This is a genomic window from Deinococcus arcticus (assembly GCF_003028415.1).
Classification (GTDB): domain Bacteria; phylum Deinococcota; class Deinococci; order Deinococcales; family Deinococcaceae; genus Deinococcus; species Deinococcus arcticus.
In genome coordinates, this window is the sequence record NZ_PYSV01000002.1 from 82,380 (window position 1) to 99,465 (window position 17,086).

The 17,086-nt window shown below is 71.7% G+C and carries 14 protein-coding genes; 8 read left to right on the forward strand and 6 right to left on the reverse strand.

All coding sequences use genetic code 11. The features are described from left to right. Positions 1-9 precede the first annotated feature (9 nt). From C8263_RS02670 to C8263_RS02680, 3 genes are all read left to right on the forward strand, one after another. Positions 10-921, forward strand: a complete 912-nt coding sequence (locus C8263_RS02670; protein WP_107136571.1) for an SDR family oxidoreductase — start codon at positions 10-12, stop codon at positions 919-921. Beyond that, positions 918-2,489 (forward strand): L-glutamate gamma-semialdehyde dehydrogenase, encoded by a 1,572-nt coding sequence (gene pruA, locus C8263_RS02675; RefSeq protein WP_107136572.1) that lies wholly within the window; start codon positions 918-920, stop codon positions 2,487-2,489. The genes C8263_RS02670 and pruA overlap by 4 nt, the downstream gene beginning before the upstream one ends. A gap of 403 nt (positions 2,490-2,892) precedes the next feature. Further along, positions 2,893-4,653: a S8 family serine peptidase gene (locus C8263_RS02680; protein ID WP_107136573.1), complete on the forward strand. Its 1,761-nt coding sequence runs from the start codon at positions 2,893-2,895 to the stop codon at positions 4,651-4,653. Positions 4,654-4,920: 267 nt separating this feature from the next. Here the strand turns inward: C8263_RS02680 and C8263_RS02685 are convergent, their stop codons facing one another. Genes C8263_RS02685 through C8263_RS02695 form a run of 3 tightly spaced genes read right to left on the reverse strand, consistent with a single transcriptional unit; the run spans position 4,921 to position 9,128 of the window. After that, positions 4,921-6,855: a hypothetical protein gene (locus tag C8263_RS02685; RefSeq protein ID WP_107136574.1), complete on the reverse strand. Its 1,935-nt coding sequence runs from the start codon at positions 6,853-6,855 to the stop codon at positions 4,921-4,923. 18 nt (positions 6,856-6,873) lie between these two features. Further along, positions 6,874-8,250 carry a phytoene desaturase family protein gene (locus C8263_RS02690; protein WP_107136740.1) on the reverse strand — a complete coding sequence of 459 codons (1,377 nt, stop codon included), beginning with the start codon at positions 8,248-8,250 and terminating at the stop codon, positions 6,874-6,876. After that, positions 8,247-9,128: a UbiA family prenyltransferase gene (locus tag C8263_RS02695; RefSeq protein WP_107136575.1), complete on the reverse strand. Its 882-nt coding sequence runs from the start codon at positions 9,126-9,128 to the stop codon at positions 8,247-8,249. The genes C8263_RS02690 and C8263_RS02695 overlap by 4 nt, the downstream gene beginning before the upstream one ends. Positions 9,129-9,231: 103 nt before the next feature. Between C8263_RS02695 and C8263_RS02700 the strand changes: the two genes are divergently transcribed. The 5 genes from C8263_RS02700 (at position 9,232) to C8263_RS02720 (ending at position 13,716) form a co-directional block, all read left to right on the forward strand. Continuing rightward, positions 9,232-10,179, forward strand: coding sequence for a MerR family transcriptional regulator (locus C8263_RS02700; protein WP_233218598.1), 948 nt, complete (start codon positions 9,232-9,234; stop codon positions 10,177-10,179). Beyond that, a complete protein-coding gene (locus C8263_RS02705) occupies positions 10,176-11,081 on the forward strand; it encodes a complex I NDUFA9 subunit family protein (RefSeq protein WP_107136577.1) in 906 nt (301 codons plus the stop codon). Before C8263_RS02700 ends, C8263_RS02705 begins: the two co-directional genes overlap by 4 nt. Before the next feature lie 55 nt (positions 11,082-11,136). Next, on the forward strand, positions 11,137-11,715 hold the full coding sequence (locus C8263_RS02710; RefSeq protein WP_107136578.1) for a DUF305 domain-containing protein: 579 nt from the start codon (positions 11,137-11,139) through the stop codon (positions 11,713-11,715). Positions 11,716-11,754: 39 nt separating this feature from the next. Beyond that, a complete protein-coding gene (locus C8263_RS02715) occupies positions 11,755-12,423 on the forward strand; it encodes a response regulator transcription factor (RefSeq protein ID WP_107136579.1) in 669 nt (222 codons plus the stop codon). 192 nt (positions 12,424-12,615) lie between these two features. Further along, positions 12,616-13,716, forward strand: a complete 1,101-nt coding sequence (locus tag C8263_RS02720) for a HAMP domain-containing sensor histidine kinase (RefSeq protein ID WP_107136580.1) — start codon at positions 12,616-12,618, stop codon at positions 13,714-13,716. 7 nt (positions 13,717-13,723) lie between these two features. On the opposite strand, the gene C8263_RS02725 is transcribed toward C8263_RS02720, so the two are convergent. The 3 genes from C8263_RS02725 to C8263_RS02735 form a co-directional block, all read right to left on the reverse strand. After that, on the reverse strand, positions 13,724-13,918 hold the full coding sequence (locus tag C8263_RS02725) for a hypothetical protein (RefSeq protein WP_332888915.1): 195 nt from the start codon (positions 13,916-13,918) through the stop codon (positions 13,724-13,726). A 184-nt stretch (positions 13,919-14,102) separates the two neighbouring features. Then, the gene (locus C8263_RS02730) at positions 14,103-14,288 is read right to left on the reverse strand and encodes a hypothetical protein (protein ID WP_199188286.1); all 186 of its coding nucleotides are present in this window, start codon (positions 14,286-14,288) and stop codon (positions 14,103-14,105) included. A 118-nt stretch (positions 14,289-14,406) separates the two neighbouring features. Continuing rightward, entirely contained in the window at positions 14,407-16,917 is a 2,511-nt protein-coding gene (locus tag C8263_RS02735; RefSeq protein ID WP_107136581.1) for a heavy metal translocating P-type ATPase, read from the reverse strand. Positions 16,918-17,086: the final 169 nt, after the last annotated feature.

Genomic DNA, 17,086 nt, shown 5'->3' on the forward strand with positions numbered 1-17,086 from the left:
GGAGACCCCATGACGGAACCCAGACCGCACCTGCCCGCTTCTACTCCACCGGGCCTGATCGGCGTGACCGGCGCCCCCGGGAACGTGGGCACGCCGCTGGTGCGTGAACTGCTGCGCCGGGGCGCCCGGGTGCGGGTGCTGGCCCGCCGCCCGGAGGTGGCCCGGCGGGCCCTGGCCGATGTGGCCGGGCAGGTGGAGTTCGCGCCGCTGACCTTCGGGGAGCGCCCCACCTACCGCGCGGCCCTGCAGGGCGTGGAGAAGCTGTTCGTGCTGCGCCCACCGCAGCTGGGGCGCGTGACGCGCGACCTCGTGCCCGCGCTGGACGTGGCCCTGGGTGCGGGCGTGACCCACTTCGCGCTGCTGTCGCTGCAGGGCGCCGAGCGCCTGACCGTCACCCCCCACGCGCAGCTGGAAGCGTACCTGCGCGGCACCGGCGCCGACTGGACCTTCCTGCGCCCCGGCTTCTTTCTGCAGAACCTGACCACCACCCACCGGCCCGAACTGCGCCGGGGCGAACTGGCTGTGCCTGCTGGCCAGGGCCGCACCGCCTTCGTGGACGTGCGCGATGTGGCCGAGGCGGCGGCCGCAGTGCTCACCCAGCCGGGGCACGCGGGGCGGGCCTACGAACTGACGGGGGCCCAGGCGCTGACCTACGGCGAACTGGCCCGCATCTTCACGGAGGCGCTGGGCCGTCCGGTGCACTACACCGATCCCTCGCCGCTGGCCTTTTTCCGGCTGCTGCGGGCACGCGGCGTGGCGCCGGCCCAGATTCTGGTGATGGAAGCCATCTACGCCACGGCCCGCTTTGGCCTCGCCGCTCACGTCTCGGAGGACCTACCCCGCCTGCTGGGCCGCCCGGCCCGTACCGCACAGGCCTTCGCCCACGACCTGCCACACCTGCTGCAAGGAGACACCCCATGATCAAAGTTCAGGACTACCGCCCGCAGAGCTTCATTGACTTCACCCAGCCAGAGAACGTGGCCGCCTATGAGGCCGCGCTGAAGAAGGTGCGCGCCGAACTGGTGGGCAAGCACTACCCGCTCATCATTGACGGCGAGCGGGTGGACACCGCCGAGAAGCTGACCAGTCTGAACCCCTGCGACACCAACGAGGTGGTGGGCACCACCGCCAGGGCCACCCGCGAAGATGCCGAACGGGCCCTGCAGGGCGCCTGGACAGCGTTCGAGAGCTGGAAAAAGTGGGATATGGACGCCCGCGCCCGCATCCTGCTGAAAGCCGCCGCCATCCTGAAGCGCCGCCGCCTGGAAGCCTGCGCCCTGATGAGCATCGAGGTGGGTAAGAACTACGCCGAGGCCGATGTGGAGGTGGCCGAGGCCATTGATTTCCTGGAGTACTACGCCCGCAGCGCCATGAAGTACGCCGGGTTTGGCAGCAGCGAAACCACATGGTTCGAGGGCGAGGAAAACGGCCTGATGTCCATTCCGCTGGGCGTGGGCGTAAGCATCAGCCCCTGGAATTTTCCCTGCGCCATCTTTATCGGCATGGCAGCCGCGCCCATCGTGGCGGGCAACTGCGTGCTGGTCAAACCCGCCGAGGACGCCGGGCTGATTGCCGGGTTCATGGTGGACATCATGCTTGAAGCCGGGCTGCCCGCCGGGGTGCTGCAGTTCCTGCCCGGCGTGGGCAAGGACATCGGCGAGTACCTGACCACCCACGCCAAAACCCGCTTTATTACCTTTACCGGCAGCCGCGCCGTGGGCCTGCACATCAACGAGGTGGCCGCCAAGGTGCAGCCCGGGCAGAAGTGGATCAAGCGCGTGGTGATGGAACTGGGCGGTAAAGACGCCATGATCGTGGACGAAACCGCCGATCTGGACGTGGCGGTGACGGCCGCCGTGCAAGGGGCGTTCGGCTTCAACGGTCAGAAGTGCAGCGCCATGAGCCGCCTGATCGTGGTGGACGAGGTGTACGACGCGGTGGTGGGTGCTTTCGTGGAGCGCGCCCGGGCCCTGAAGGTGGGCACCGGCGAGGACAACGCCAATGTCACGGCCGTGGTGAACCAGATGAGCTTCGACAAGATCAGGGGCTATCTGGAACTGGCTCCGCGCGAGGGCACCGTGCTGCTGGGCGGCCAGGCCCCCGGCGAGTGCGGCGGCAAGCCGGGCTACTACATTGAGCCGACCATTGTGGGCGACGTGGCGCGGGATGCCCGCATGGCCCAGGAGGAAATCTTCGGGCCGGTGGTGTCGGTACTGCGGGCCAGAGACTGGCAGGACGCCCTGGATATTGCCAACGCCACCGAATACGGCCTGACCGGCGGGGTGTGCAGCAACCGCCGTGAGCGGCTGGAACAGGCCAGAAACGAGTTCGAGGTGGGCAACCTGTATTTCAACCGCAAGATCACCGGCGCCATCGTGGGCGTGCAGCCCTTCGGCGGCTACAACATGAGCGGCACCGATTCCAAGGCGGGGGGGCCGGACTACCTGGCCAACTTCATGCAGCTCAAGACCGTGACCGAGCGCTGGTAATCGGGAGCGTGCAGATGCTGGGGGCGCAGGCTCCCAGCGTTTTTTTGGCCCCGGGGGCGCCCTGGGCAGAGGCGCATCCAGCCGCCAGAGCTTCAAAAAAATCATCGTACGACGGCTGTGCCGGTTCCATAGCCACAACTTGACGCCCAGTCAGCCTGCGATCAGCTCCAGAGGCGCGCCCACTGCCCCCTTTTGGCTCTTTTTACACCCAGCCCACTGCGACCTAGACATGAGGCGGGCCGGGCGCTGGGCGCGCTCTACTATCCGCTCCAACCTTTCCGTTCTGCACGAACCCACACTGTTCGCCTCGCCGCTGCCTTGCCGTGGCGCCCGGCCCCCGTCTGTGCCCTGGCCCCCACGGCCCCGGGCCCCGCCCCCACTTTCCTGTCTGTCTGGAGCCCCCATGACCCACGCACGTTTCCTGCTGGCCGCCACCCTCGCCCTGACCCTCGCCGCCTGCGGGCAGCAGACCACGCCCGTGGCCGCTGCCCCGGCAGCCAGCGCACCCGCCGCCGAGGCGATTGCCGGGGCCTACCTCGTGGGGTTCAAGCAGGGCGCGGTGAGCGCCCAGGGCCTGAGTGCGCAGGCGCTGGACGCCCAGGCGGCGCTGCAGGCGCAGGCCATTGCAGCGGCCGGCGGGGTCCTGACCAGCCAGTGGGCCGAGATCAGCGCGGCGGCCGTGAAGCTGGACAGCGCCGCCCTGGCCCGCCTGCAGGCCAACCCGCTGGTGGAGTACGTGGAACCCGATCTGGTGCGCCGCGCCATGGGAGCGCGCAGCGGCGTGACGGACAGCAAGGTGTCGGCGGGCCTGAGTGCCCAGGCCGTGACCGGGCAGGGGCTGACTGCCCAGGCGCTGTACAGCCCCAGCGGCGAGTACACCTGGGGCGACAACGCCCTGCGCGTGCAGAACCTGCGGGCGGGCGGCTACACCGGCGCGGGCGTGGCCGTGTGCGTGGGCGACACGGGCATTGACGGCAACCACCCCGAGTTTGGCCGCAAGATCAAGGGCTTCCGTAACTTTGTAACCACTGAAGCGAACCGCAACGATCCTTACCAGCTCAACGACGTGTCGCACCACGGCACCCATGTGGCGGGCACGGTGTTTGCCCAGCTGGGCGCCGGCACCGGGGCTGCGGGGCTGCAGAGTGGTATGGACGCCAGCGGCGTGGTGGGCGTGTCCACGGGCGTGAACCTGTACATTGCGCGTGTGCTGGGCGACACCGGCTCGGGCTCGTCGAGCAGCATCATCAACGGCGTGAACTGGTGCGCGGCGCAACTGAAGAGTCAGGGCGGCACCGAGAGCAAGGTGGTGATCAGCCTGTCGCTGGGCGGTGGCCGCGCCAGCCAGACCGAGCAGCGCGCCTACACCAGCGTGCATGGCAAGGGCGCCCTGACCATCGCCGCGACTGGCAACGACGGCGCCGCCGTGTCCTACCCCGCCGCCTACACCAACGTGGTGGGCGTGGGCGCCGTGGACAGCAACCTGCTCAAGGCCGACTTCAGCAACTTCGGCACCCAGGTGGATCTGGTGGGCCCCGGCGTGGACGTGATCAGCCCGGTGCCGCTGGGCCAGGGTACCCGCGCCAGTGCCTCGGGCGGCGGCGCGACCTTCAGCGACGTAAAGTCGGCGGACCTGAGCGCCAAGGCCACCTTCAGCGGCAACGTGGTGGCGGCGGGCGGCACCAACAACGAATTCTGTGGGGTGGGCGTGCGCAACGCGGCCCTGAGCGGCAACATCGCCCTGATCTCGCGCGGCACCTGCTCCTTCGAAGAGAAGGTGGCCAACGCAGCCGCCAGCGGCGCCCGGGCCGTGATGATCTTCAACAACGCGGCGGGCGCGCTGGGCCTGAGCCTGACCAACAGCTACAGCATTCCGGTGGTGGGTATCCTGCAGGCCGACGGGCAGAGCCTGCTGGGCCAGCTGCCCACCACGGGCACCGTGGCAGTCACGGGCGCCGACTACGAGTCGTACAACGGCACCTCCATGGCCACCCCACACGTCTCGGCCGCCGCCGCCGTGGTGTGGGCCGCCAAGCCCACCCTGACGAACACGGGCCTGCTGAACCTGCTGACCAGCACCGCCAGGGACCTGGGCACCGCCGGCAAGGACAACAACTTCGGCTTCGGTCTGGTGGACCCCCTGAAGGCGATCACCGGGCAGTAAAGCGGCGCAGCAGCGCCCCGCCTCTGGCCCCCCTGACCGGGCCGAGGGGCGGGGCGCTCTTCTGTGCCGTTGGGGCGGCGCCGTTTGATACGGATTCCGTTCATTTCCGTCACCTCCGGGAAGAAGGGGGCTGTTCCCCGCCTTCGGCTGGGCGCAGTTCACTGCCCGGACCTCCGCATCCTTTCCTGCTCTGCTGCGCCGCTCTGCGAGTCCCTTCGGTCGGGAAGATTCCGGACCACATGACAGCATCTTTCGGAACTCGTTTGATCAGGGCGTGCCGTTTCCCTGAACTGGCTGAGGCGGCGCGGCGCCCTGCGTGAAGGTCCACCAGTCCAGGCGGTTGCCGTCCTGCACCAACAGGCGGCCGTCGGGGGCAAAGGCTGCCTGTGGAAAGGGCACGTTGAAGCCGCAGCCGCCCATGCGGTTGAAGCCGGTGGCCAGTCCTGCGGGGGTGGGCAGGCGCCGGCCCATGAACAGGTCGGCCAGCGCGAACCCATATTGCCCCCAGCCGCAGCCGTCGCCGGTGCTCTCGCGCAGCAGGGCGCGGCGGCCATCGCCGCGCAGGGCGGCCAGGGACCAGCCGCTGTTGGGGTCGCGGGTGGTGGGGGCCATGTTCAGCACCGGCCCTCCCTGTCCGGTGCGCAGGTTCACCCGCCAGAACTGCGTGACGACCGGGTCACTCTGGCTGTCCGGGTGCTGGCTCCACAGGGCCGCCGCGCGCCCATCGGCCGAGGGCCACGCCGCCAGGGAACCGCGCCGCCAGGGGGTGATCCACAGCGCCCGCCCCCCAGGTTCCTGCGCGCTCAGGCGTTCACGGTGGGTGGCCTGCGGGCCCCCCTGATCGCCTGTGCGGGTCAGCGCCACGCTGGACAGCGGAAACAGGGCGCCGGCCGGCAGGGGCAGCGGCGTGCCGTCCAGGCGCCAGGCGCGCACCTCCCCGCCCGCCTCGTTCTGAATCCAGGCACTCAGGGCCTGACCATCCGGGGTAAAGGCCAGCTCGGCCACCGGCGCCGGGGCCGTCCAGCGCCGCACCACCTCGCCCCGGGCACGGTGCAGCCGCACCTCGGTGCCAGACGCGGCGGCGAAGCGCTGGCCGTCGGGGTGGGCCGCCAGGGCCGCAGCCCCCTGGCGGCTGAGGGTGTGCAGGCGCCCGCCCTCCAGCCGCGCCACCCGGCCCGCGCCGCCCCCCTGCCGCAGCGCCAGCAGCGCGCGCTGACCGGCCAGGGGCACGGCCGCCACCACCGCCTCGCCCAGGCCACGCACCAACGCGCCGTCGCCCGTGCGGCGCACCTCGGGCACGCTGCCGGCCCGCAGGGTCACAAAGTGCTGGCCACCGGGCGAGGGCCAGATGCCGCGCAGCCCGGCGCCGGGGGCCAGCTGCCAGCGCCGCACGCCGTCCGGGCGGTGCAGGCTCAGCCACTCACCGGCCTGCACGCCCCCGGTGCGGGGATCGTGGACCGGGGCGGCCAGCAGCCAGCCGGCCGGGGTCCAGTTCAGGCGGGCGGGGGTCCCCGACAGCACCGGGCCCAGCGCCACGCGCCGCAGCCCGCCCGCCCCCCACAGCAGCAGGGCGGCGCGGCCGTGGGTGCCCCAGTCGGCCTGGGGCTCGGTCAGCAGCAGGGCCGCCTGGGTGCCCCCGGGGTTCAGGGCCACGGCCTGCAGGCGCCCGCCGGGCAGAGCGCGGGTCCGGGTAGCCCCGGCGGTGGTCCAGGTCAGGGTGCCGCCCTCGGCGCGCAGCACGGTGCCCCCAGCGCAGACCTGAAGAGCCCGGCGACTGGAAAGGCAACCCTGCTGGGGCGCCGTGGCCCCGGTGCGCAGGTTCAGCGCGTAGTGCAGCGCGGCCGGCTGGGTGTTGCGAAAGCCCCGGGCCTCCAGGCGCAGCGCCCCGGCCTGTAGTCCGTTCAGGTGGAGCGCGGTGGTGGGCAGCGGGCCCGCATCCGGCAGGGCGGCGGGGGCCGGGAGGCGGCGCTGGTCCAGCAGGGCGCCGTCCCCCAGACGCCAGCGCCGGAGCATGCGGGTGGTGTCCAGGGTGTACACCTGCGCGCCGTCGGCCGACCACGCCGCGCCGCCACCCGGCTCCTCGGTGGCCGATTCCGGCTGACCAAAGCTGCCCAGCGCGTGGCCGGGCACCGTGAACGACGCGGACAGGGAAGCAGCGGCTGCCGGGGAAGACAGCAGGAGGACGGTGAGCAGCGTGCGCATGCCCGCAGGGTAACGGCTTCAGGCTGACCCGGCCTGAAGCTTGGCGTGCAGCAGCGTGTCCACGATCAGGGCGCCGCCCAGCACCGCTGGCAGGCCGCCGCCCGGATGCACCCCGGTGCCCACCTGCCACAGCCCCGGGGCCAGTTGATAGGGCTGAGGGTGCAGCGGCCCCCCGCGCCAGGGGGGCAACGCCGCACCGTACAGTGCCCCGCCCGGGTGGCCGCCCGCCGCGTAGTGGGCCGGGGGCAGGGCCGCCGCCGCCCGCGCCGAGCGCCACAGCCCCGGCACCCCCAGCGCCGCCTCCACCTGCCGGATCTGCGCCTGTACCCAGGAATGCGCCAGCGTCAGCGGGGCCCCAGTGGCGGGCGCGGCCAGCAGCACGCTCAGGCGCCGGCCCTCGGCATGCACCAGGGCCAGGGTGCTGGGGGGCAGCGCGCCCGCGCGCACACAGCGCCGGAACACTGCGAAATCGTGGGGCGGCACCACACTGGTGGCGGGCAGCGGCGCGGGCTGCGGCAACTCGGCGTACAGGGCGGCGCCGCTCACGGTGCGCCGGGCCACGGGCGAGGGCACCGACCCGCCGCGCAGGGCGGCCAGCCGCGCCGGGTCCAGGGCGCTCACCAGCAGGTCATGGCAGGCCACCTCACCCCCGGCCAGCTGGAGGGTGGAGCCCCGCACGACCTCCACCCCCTGCCCTTCGCGGAGGACCACCCCGCGCGCCGTTGCCCACCCTTTCAGGGCGTCCAGCAGGGCGCCCATGCCCCGCGCCGGGCGGTAGACCTCGCGGCCCACCAGCGCCGGAATCAGCGCGTACAGGGCCGGGGCGTCCTGGGGTGACAGCCCGGCATTCAGGGCGTGGGTGGCGACCGCGTGGGCCAGCGCCGGGGGCAGCCGCTGGGCGCGCAGCCAGCCGCTGGCCGTCAGGTGCCCGCCCGTGGCCCGCCAGAGCGCCGCGCTGGCGCGCACGAAGGCGGGGTCGGTGAGGCGCGGCGGGGTGGTCAGCAGGGTGGGCAGGTGGGTGGGCAGGGGGGCCGCCGCCTGAACGTACCGCTGCCACTCCGGCCACAGCGCGTGGGTGGGCGGCACCGGCAGCGGTACCGGGCCGTGGGGCGTGTGGTGCACCCCCAGGCCGCCGGGCAGCGGGCGCAGGTCCAGAGGGTCAGATTCGCCCAGCCGGGCCAGATACGCCTGCCACACGGCCGGAAAGGTGAACAGGCTGGGCCCGGTGTCGAAGGTCACGGCCCCCACCTGCAGGCGGCGCAGCTTGCCGCCCAGCCGGTCACGCTCGTACACCGTGACCCGGTGGCCGCGCCCGGCCAGCAGCGCGGCCAGGGCCAGCCCGGCCAGCCCGCCCCCCAGAATTCCCACCGAGCGGCTGCTGGGTTCCCCCTTCATGGCCACAGCCCGCGCGCCAGCAGGTACACCAGTTGCACCCCGGCCACCGCGCCCACGATCCAGGGGGTCACGATACTCAGGGGGTACAGCCGCGCGGCCTGCGCCGGGGTGGGGTTCAGGGCCAGCGCCAGCGCCATGCCGCCGCAGGTGAGCAGCAGCGCCCCGGCGGTCAGGCGCGACACCGGCCACAGCAGCGCCGCCGCCAGCGCAAACCACGCCAGGGCGTACCCGGCCGTGCCGCCGGCCCCCAGCAGGGTGGCCACGGTGCGCGTGCCTGCCTGCCGGTCAGCAGGAATGTCCTGCGCGGCGTCAAAGGCGTGCTTGCCCACCGAGTACGCCATCAGGGCCAGCAGCGGCCATGTGGGCACGCGCTCGCCCAGCACCAGGGCGGGCAGCGCCAGGGGCAGCGCGTAGGCCACGTTGCTCAGGCCGTCCAGCACCGGGCGGGCCTTCAGGCGCAGCGGGGGCAGGCTGTAGGCCACGAACAGCGCAGCCGACAGCAGCAGCGCCCCGGTGGCGGCCGGCGGCAGCAGCAGGGCCAGCGCCCCCAGGGCCGGCAGATTCAGCCACGCGGTCACGCGCAGCAGCGGCGCCGTTTCGTGCGCGGCCAGCCGCGCCCCCTGCCAGCCGCCCTTGCGGCTGCTGCGGGCGTCTTCCTCGCGGTCAAAGAGGTCGTTCAGGCCGTAGATCAGCAGGTTAAAGGGCAGCGTGAGGTACGCCAGCAGCGCCAGCAGCCCCGGGTGCAGGCTGTACAGATGCCCGCTGAGCCACGTGCCGGTGACCAGGGTGCCCACAGTGTTGACCCACAGCGCCGGGCGCGAGACCACCAGCACCCGGCGCAGCGGCAGGGAAGCGCGGGCGGCAGAGGAGCGGAACACGGCTGCTTATGCTACGCGCCCCGGGCAGGCAGATGCCCCGCGCCGGGCACGCTTGCGGGCCTGCTTACGGTCTCCAGGCCCAGCAACACGCACAATGAGCACGATGAGCACACCGGCCGGCTGGTCACAGACCGCCATGTTTACCGCCTCGGAGGTTGAGGCGCAAACCGGCGTGCCCGCCACCACCCTGCGGCAGTGGGAACGGCGCTACGGCTTTCCCCACCCCGAGCGCAACGCCAGCGGCTACCGGCTGTATTCGCCGCAGGACGTGGCGGCCATTCAGCGCATGCAGGCGCACCTGAATGCGGGCGTGCCGGCCAGCCGCGCCGCCGCGCTCACCTGCGCCGAACTGGCCCCGGACGCCGCCCCGCCCCCCGATGAGCGCCTGGGCCGCACCCCCGCCGAATGGAGCGCCGGGCTGACCCAGGCGCTGCTGGCCTCGGATATGGACGGCGCGGCGGCCCTGCTGGGCCAGATTCACGCGCAGCTGCCAGTGGAAGACGTGCTGACCGCCGTGCTCTCCCCCACACTGGTGGAGATCGGGCAGCGGTGGGAACGCGGCGAAATCACGGTGGCCCACGAACATCAGGCCAGCGCCTTTGTGCGCGCCCGGCTGTCGCACCTGATGGAACTGGCCGGCGTGCAAGAAGGCTTCGGGCCGCTGGCAGTGGCCGCCTGCGCGCCGGGCGAATCGCACGAACTGGGCCTGATGATGCTCACCCTGGCGCTGCGGCGCCGGGGCGTGCGGGTGGCGTACCTGGGCGCCAACGTGCCGCTGGGCGATCTGGCCGTGTTTGCCCGCCTGCGCCGGGCCCGCGCGGTGCTGCTGGCCCTGAACGGTGAGTGGGCCCTGGCCGCCACGCGCGCGCACCTGCACGATCTGGACGGCCTGGGCGCGCCGCTGTTTCTGGGCGGGGCGCTGCTCAACGCCCGCCCCGAACTGGCGGCCGAACTGGGCGGCCTGTACGCGGGCCCGGACGCGCCGCGCGCCGCGCAGATCATCGCCGCGCAGCTGCACCGCGCGCCCGAAGAACCACAAGGAGACGCATGAACATACTCGTGACCGGAGCCAGCGGCTTCGTGGGACAGGCGGTGGTGCGCGAACTGGTCGCGCGTGGGCATATGGTGTGGGCCGGGTCCAGGCGCGGCGAGGCCAGTGGCGGCGCCCACGGCCTGAAGCTGGACGTGACCGACCCCGGCAGCGTGGAGCGGGCGGTGGCGGCCAGTGATCCGGCGGCGGTGGTGCATCTGGTGGGCATCATTGCCGAGACGGGCGCGCAGACCTTCGAGCGGGTGCATGTAGAGGGCACCCGCCACGTGCTGGCCGCCACGCCGCGCGGCGCGCGCTACGTGCACATGAGCGCCCTGGGCGCCCGCGAGGACAGCCAGAGCGGCTATTCCAGTTCCAAGGGCCGGGCCGAGGCGCTGGTGCGCGCCAGTGGCCTGCGCTGGACCATCTTTCAGCCCAGCCTGATTTTTGGGCCCGGCGACGACTTTTTTGGGCGGGTGCTGCGCGAACTGGTGAGCACGGCGCCCGTGGTGCCGCAGATTGGTGACGGCTCATTTCCCTTCCGGCCGGTGGGCGTGGCGGACGTGGCCCGCGCTTTTGCCACAGCCGCCGGGGGCGAGGTGGGCCTGCGCGACACCTACGCCCTGACCGGCCCCGAGGAATTCACCTTCCGGCAGCTGCTGGAACTGGAACTGCAGGCCCTGGGCAAACGCAAGCCCATCGTGCCGGTGCCCCTGGCCCTGATGAATCTGGCCGTGCCGCTGATGCAGGTGCTGCCCAAGCCGCCCATCACGCGCGACCAGTACGCCATGCTCAAGGAGGGCAATTCGGCCCCCAACGAACCGGCCCGCACCGTCTTTGGCCTGTCCATGCAGCGGCTGCAGGACGTGCTGCCGCAGATTGTGGGGCCCGGGGCCAGCCGCCCGGCCGCCACCACACCCTGACGGGGCCCCCGTTCACGTTTACAGAACCTGAACACGCCTCTTCTAGCCTGGGGCCATGACCTTCAAGCCTCTGGCCCTGACCACCCTGGCGCTGCTGCTCTCTCCCCTGCCCGCGCAGGCCCAGGCCGACCACAGCATGCACGGCGCAGCACCAGCCACGGCCAAAGCCGCCCCGGCCGGGCTGGCCACCCTCAGCGGGCGCGCCTTTGACCGCGCCTACCTGTCCATGATGATCGCCCACCACCAGGGCGCCGTGGACATGGCCCGCGCGGTGCAGGGCCGGGTGAAAGACGCGCAGGTGAAAGCCTGGGTGGCTGCCGTGATTCGCGACCAGAGCCGGGAAATCTCGGTCATGACGGGGTGGCTCTCTGGCCTGGGCGGCGTGGACACCGCGCGGCGCGACCAGATGGCCGGGCACATGAAAGGCATGGTGGCGCCGCTGAAGACGGCCGCCAACCCGGACCGCGCCTTTGTGCAGGGCATGCGGCCGCACCACGCCTCGGCGCTGGAGATGGCCAGCCTCGCCCTGCAAAACAGCGGGGACAGCCGCATCCTGAAGCTCTCGCGCGACATCATCACGGGGCAGGCGGCGGAACTGTACGCGTTTCAGGTGTGGCTGCTGCGCCAGAAATAAGCGGCGTGCCTCCGGGCACCCTACTCTGGGAACAGACGCATGGCCCGCATCCTGATTGTTGACGACGACCCCGCCATTCTGGACATCCTGGGGGCCTACCTGCGTGCCGAGGGCCACACGGTGCTGGAAGCCCGCGACGGCCTGGGCGCCCGGCAGGCCCTGGCCAGCGCCGATCTGGCCATTGTGGACTGGATGCTGCCGGGCCAGAGCGGCCTGGAACTGGCCCGGCAGCATCGGCGCGCGCACCCGGACTTTCCGCTGCTGCTGCTGACCGCCCGGGGCGAGGAAGAAGACCGCCTGCGTGGTCTGGACGCGGGCGCCGACGACTACGTGACCAAACCCTTTTCCCCGCGCGAGGTGGTCGCCCGGGTGCGCGCCCTGCTGCGCCGCGCCCGCCTGGGGGCCAGCGTGGCGGTCTCTGGGCTGTGGCTGGACGAGGGGCGCCGGGCCGCCCGCCTGGACGGCCAGGAGCTGACCCTGTCCCGACTGGAGTTCGATCTGCTGCTGACCCTGGCGCGCCACCCGGGCTTCGTGTGGTCGCGCGCCCGGCTGCTCGAACGGGTCTGGGGCCCCGATTTTCCTGGTGTGGAACGGGTGGTGGACGTGCAGATGGCGGCCCTGCGCCGCAAACTGGGCGAGCAGCCCGATCACCCCCGGTTCATCGAAACGGTGCGCGGCGTGGGCTACCGCTTCCGGGAGGACGGATGATACGGGGTCCGGAAAATTCTGTAACGTCCTATGGAATGTTGCCGACCAGAGGCCGAGGGAACCAAGACGGAGTTCCGGGCATTGGCCCTGAGAGGCTCCGCAGGCGCGGACCATCCCCTTCTTTCCGGATGTGCCGGACATGGACGGCATCCGTATGAGCGCGCCCCGGGCGGCCCGGCCCGGCGCCCCCGCATGAGGCTCTTTCCCCGCCTCTTTCTGGGGCACCTGCTGGTGACCGTGCTGGCCCTGGGCGCCCTGCTGGGGCTGGCCGAGTGGAGCGCGCCCGCCTTTTACCACCACCACGTTCAGCAGATGGTCGCGCTGCTGGGCCCGGAAGGCCGGGCGCTGCAGCCGGACCTGGAACGCGGGATGCGCGGCACCCTGACCGGCGCGCTGCTGGCCGCCCTGCCCTTTGCGGCGCTGGTGGCGGCGGGCACGGCCCTGCTCACCTCGCAGCGCATTGTGCGTTCGGTGCGGCTGCTCTCTGGGGGCAGTCAGGCCCTGGCGGGCGGGGACTACGCGCGGCGCCTGCCTGAAGAGGGGCGCGACGAACTGGCGCAGCTGGCCCACCACTTCAATGTGCTGGCCGGCGAACTGGACCGCGTGGAGCAGGACCGCGTGGCCCTGATCGGCAACGTGGGCCACGAGCTGCGCGCGCCGCTGGCCGCCCTGCGCGGGTACGCCGAGGCCCTGAGCGACGGCGTGCTGCCCCCCGAACAGGCCGCACCGGCCATGACGCGCGAACTGCGCGCCCTGGAACGGCTGGCCGCTGATCTGAGCCTGGTGTCGCGGGTGGAAGCCGGGCAGGTGGCCCTGCACCTGGGCCCCTGCGAGGCCGGCGAACTGCTGCGGGCCGCTGCCGAGCGCTTTGCCGACGCCTACGAGGACCGGGGCGTGGCGCTGCGGGTGACGCCCCCACCCGGGCCGCTGCCCCTGCTGGCCGATTTCGAGCGGGCCCTGCAGGTGCTGTCCAACCTGCTGGCCAACGCGCTACGGGCCACGCCGGGCGGCGGCCACGTCACCCTCAGCGCGCGGGCCCAAGCCGGGCAGGTGGTCCTGAGCGTCACCGATTCCGGCCACGGCATTCCCGCCCAGCACCTGGAGCGCATTTTCGAGCGCTTTTACCGCGTGGACCCGGCCCGCACCCGGGGCGACGGCAGCGGCGTGGGCCTGACCATTGCCCGGGGCCTGGCTGTTCAGATGGGCGGTACCCTGCGCGCCCAGTCCGGGCCGGGCGGCAGCACCTTTACCCTGACCCTGCCGGCCGCAGAGGCGCCCAGAGACGGAGGGTGACCGCCGCCTACACCTCCCCCTGCGGGGCCAGCACGCCGCGCAGGCGAATCAACAGGTCCTCGGCGCGCTCGTAGCCGGGGCGCAGAAAGACGAGGGCCATGGTGCTCCAGTCCTGCACGGCCGCCACCTCCTGGCCGCCGCCCTGCAGCTTCAGGTGGGGACAGGCGCCATATTCCACAAAGCAGTCGAATTCGGCCGCCACCGCTTCCAGGGCCAGCGTGTTCTTTTCGGTCCAGCGAATTAAGTAGCTCGCTGTTGATCTTTAGATCAACCGAGCGGGCTGGAACAGCTGCGCAGCAGAGCGAGTCTCGAAAAAAGGACGTTGCACCGGGAGTGGAGACTTTTCGGTGCTCTTCTGAACAGTCGCAACGTAAGGTGCAACGTCCTTAGGTACGGCAGCAAAAAGGCGGGCTTGCCACACGAACCGCCCAGGCCCACCAGCGGCTGGCCCCCGCCACGCTGGGCACCTCGTCGCGCAGCCGGGCGCGCGCCAGAAAGGCGGAACGGTCGCGCACCTGCGCCGGACCTGTCTTGAGTGAAGCGACGTAAGGACCAACAGTCAATTTGGGCATACCGGGGTTCTCCGGGAAACATGGGAGAGCGACAGAGGGAGAGCTTGATCTTCTGGCCGGACGTACCCAGCCACGAGGGGTGAGGGACCACCCGCCCCCACCCCCTCTGCCGGCCAGCTTACGCTGGGCTTGGCGTGCCGCTGGGCACTGTGGCAGGCGGCGGGGGCCCGGGGCGCAGCGGGGGCTGGAAGGCGCGCAGCCGCAGCGCATTGCTGAGCACAAACACGCTGGAAAAGCCCATGGCCGCCGCCGCCAGCACCGGGTTGAGCAGCCAGCCCAGCGCCGGGTACAGCACGCCCGCCGCCACCGGAATCAGCACGATGTTGTAGGCAAAGGCCCAGAACAGGTTCAGGCGGATGTTGCGCAGGGTGACGCGGCTCAGGGCGAAGGCATTGGGCACGCCGCGCAGGTCTCCGCCCATCAGGATCACGTCGGCGGTTTCCACAGCCACGTCGGTGCCGGTGCCGATGGCCAGCCCCACATCGGCCTGGGCCAGCGCGGGGGCGTCGTTGATGCCGTCGCCCACAAAGGCCACCCGCTGACCCTGGGCCTGCAGGTCTTTCACAGCCTCACTCTTGCCGCTGGGCAGCACCTCGGCCAGCACCGTGTCTATGCCCAGCTGACGGGCGATGGCCTGCGCGGTGCGGGCGTTGTCCCCGGTGATCATGGCCACCCGCAGCCCCAGCCGGTGCAGGGCCTGCACCGCCTCGCGGCTGCCGTCCTTGATGGGATCGGCCACCGCCAGCACCGCCGCCAGCTGGCCGTCTATGGCCGCGTACAGCGGGCTCTTGCCCGCATCTCCCAGGGCCTGGGCCTGCGCGGCAAAGGGGGTCACGTCCAGGCCCAGCCCGGCCATGTAGCGGTCGGCGCCCACCTGGACGCGCTGGCCCTGTACGACCGCGTCCAGGCCAAACCCGGGGACGGCTTCCACCCGCTCTGGCTGGGAGATGGCCAGCCCCTGCCGGGCAGCGGCCTCCACCAGCGCGCGGGCAATGGGGTGCTCGCTCTGGCTCTCGGCGGCGGCCACCAGACGCAGCACGGCCGCACGGTCGGCGCCGGCGGCCGGCAGCAGGTCTGTCAGTTCAGGGCGGCCCCGGGTGAGGGTGCCGGTCTTGTCCAGCGCCACCACGCCCACCCCCTGCAGGCCCTCCAGCGCGCCGCCACTCTTGAACAGCACGCCCAGTTCGGCGGCCTTGCCGGTGCCCACCATGATGCTGGTGGGGGTGGCCAGCCCCATGGCGCAGGGGCAGGCGATAATCAGCACCGCCACCGTGGTCACCAGGGCAAAGCTGGGCCCGCCGTACGCCAGCCACAGGGCAAAGGTCAGCGCAGCGATGCCCAGCACCACCGGCACGAACACCGCCACCACCCGGTCGGCCAGCCCCTGAATGGGCGGCTTGCTGCCCTGGGCGGTTTCCACCAGCCGGATAATCTGCGCCAGGGCCGTATCGGCGCCCACGCGCGTGGCGCGGAAGGTCAGGGCGCCGTGGCCGTTCAGGGTGCCGCCCACCACGCCAGCGCCCGGCTGCTTGTTCACCGGCACCGGCTCGCCCGTGATCATGCTCTCGTCCACGTAGCTCTGCCCCTGCACCACCTCGCCGTCCACCGGAATCTTCTCGCCGGGGCGCACCACGATCAGGTCGCCGGGGCGCACCTCGTCGGTGGGCACGTCGTGTTCCTGATCGCCGCGCCGCACCCGCGCCATGCGGGCCTGCAGGCCCAGCAGCTTCTTCATGGCCTCGCTGGAGCGGCCCTTGGCCAGCGCCTCAAAATACTTGCCCAGCAGCACCAGCGTGATCACCACGCCCGCCGCCTCGTAGTACACATGGGCCGTGCCTCTTGGAAAGAGGCCCGGGGCCACGGTGGCCACCACACTGTAGGCAAAGGCCGCCGTGGTGCCGATCATCACCAGGGCGTTCATGTCGGGCGAGCGGGCCCGCAGGCTTTTCCAGCCCAGGCGGTAGAACCGCCGCCCCGGCCCAAACTGAATGGGCAGCGCCAGCGCCAGCATCACCCAGTTCAGGGTGGTCATCACGCCGTGCCCAAAGGTGGTCATCAGTGCGTCGTTCAGGGCCGGAATCAGCATGGGGCCCATGGCCAGCAGCAGCAGCGGCGCGGCGAACAGGGCGCTGAAGGTCACCTGCCGGCGCAGTTCAGCCACCTCGCGCGCGCGCGCCTCGCGGGCCTGGTCCTCCTGGGCCGCTGGCGTGGGGGCGTCCAGCACCTCATAGCCCGCGTCCCGGATGGCCGCTTTCAGCGCACCTGGGCCCACGCTCTGGGGCAGGTAGGTCACCGCAGCGCGCTCAGTGGCCAGATTCACACTGGCGCCCAGCACGCCGTTCACCCGCAGCAGCGCCCGCTCCACGCGGCCCACGCAGTTGGCACAGGTCATGCCCTGCACCCCGAATTCGGCCTGGGCGGTGACCGGCTCATAGCCCACGTCCTGCACCCGCGCCAGCAGCGCCTGTGGACTGGTGAGAGCAGGGTCGTAGGTGACAGTGGCGCGCTCGGTGGCCAGATTGACACTGGCCTCCTGCACCCCCTCCACCTTGCCCAGCCCCCGCTCCACCCGTCCCACACAACTGGCGCAGGTCATGCCCTGGACGCCCAATTCGATGGTTTTCAGCATCGCGTTCCTCCCTTACGGCCTTTTCTCAAATCCCCCCATGGGGGATACAGACGCCCTCAGCATAGGCTGATCCTGGGGGATTAACAAGAGTCGAGAGCGAAAACTGCTGCTGGGCGGCGTATCCTTCTGGGGACCATTGACACCCCCAGGGGGAGGATATACGCTACAG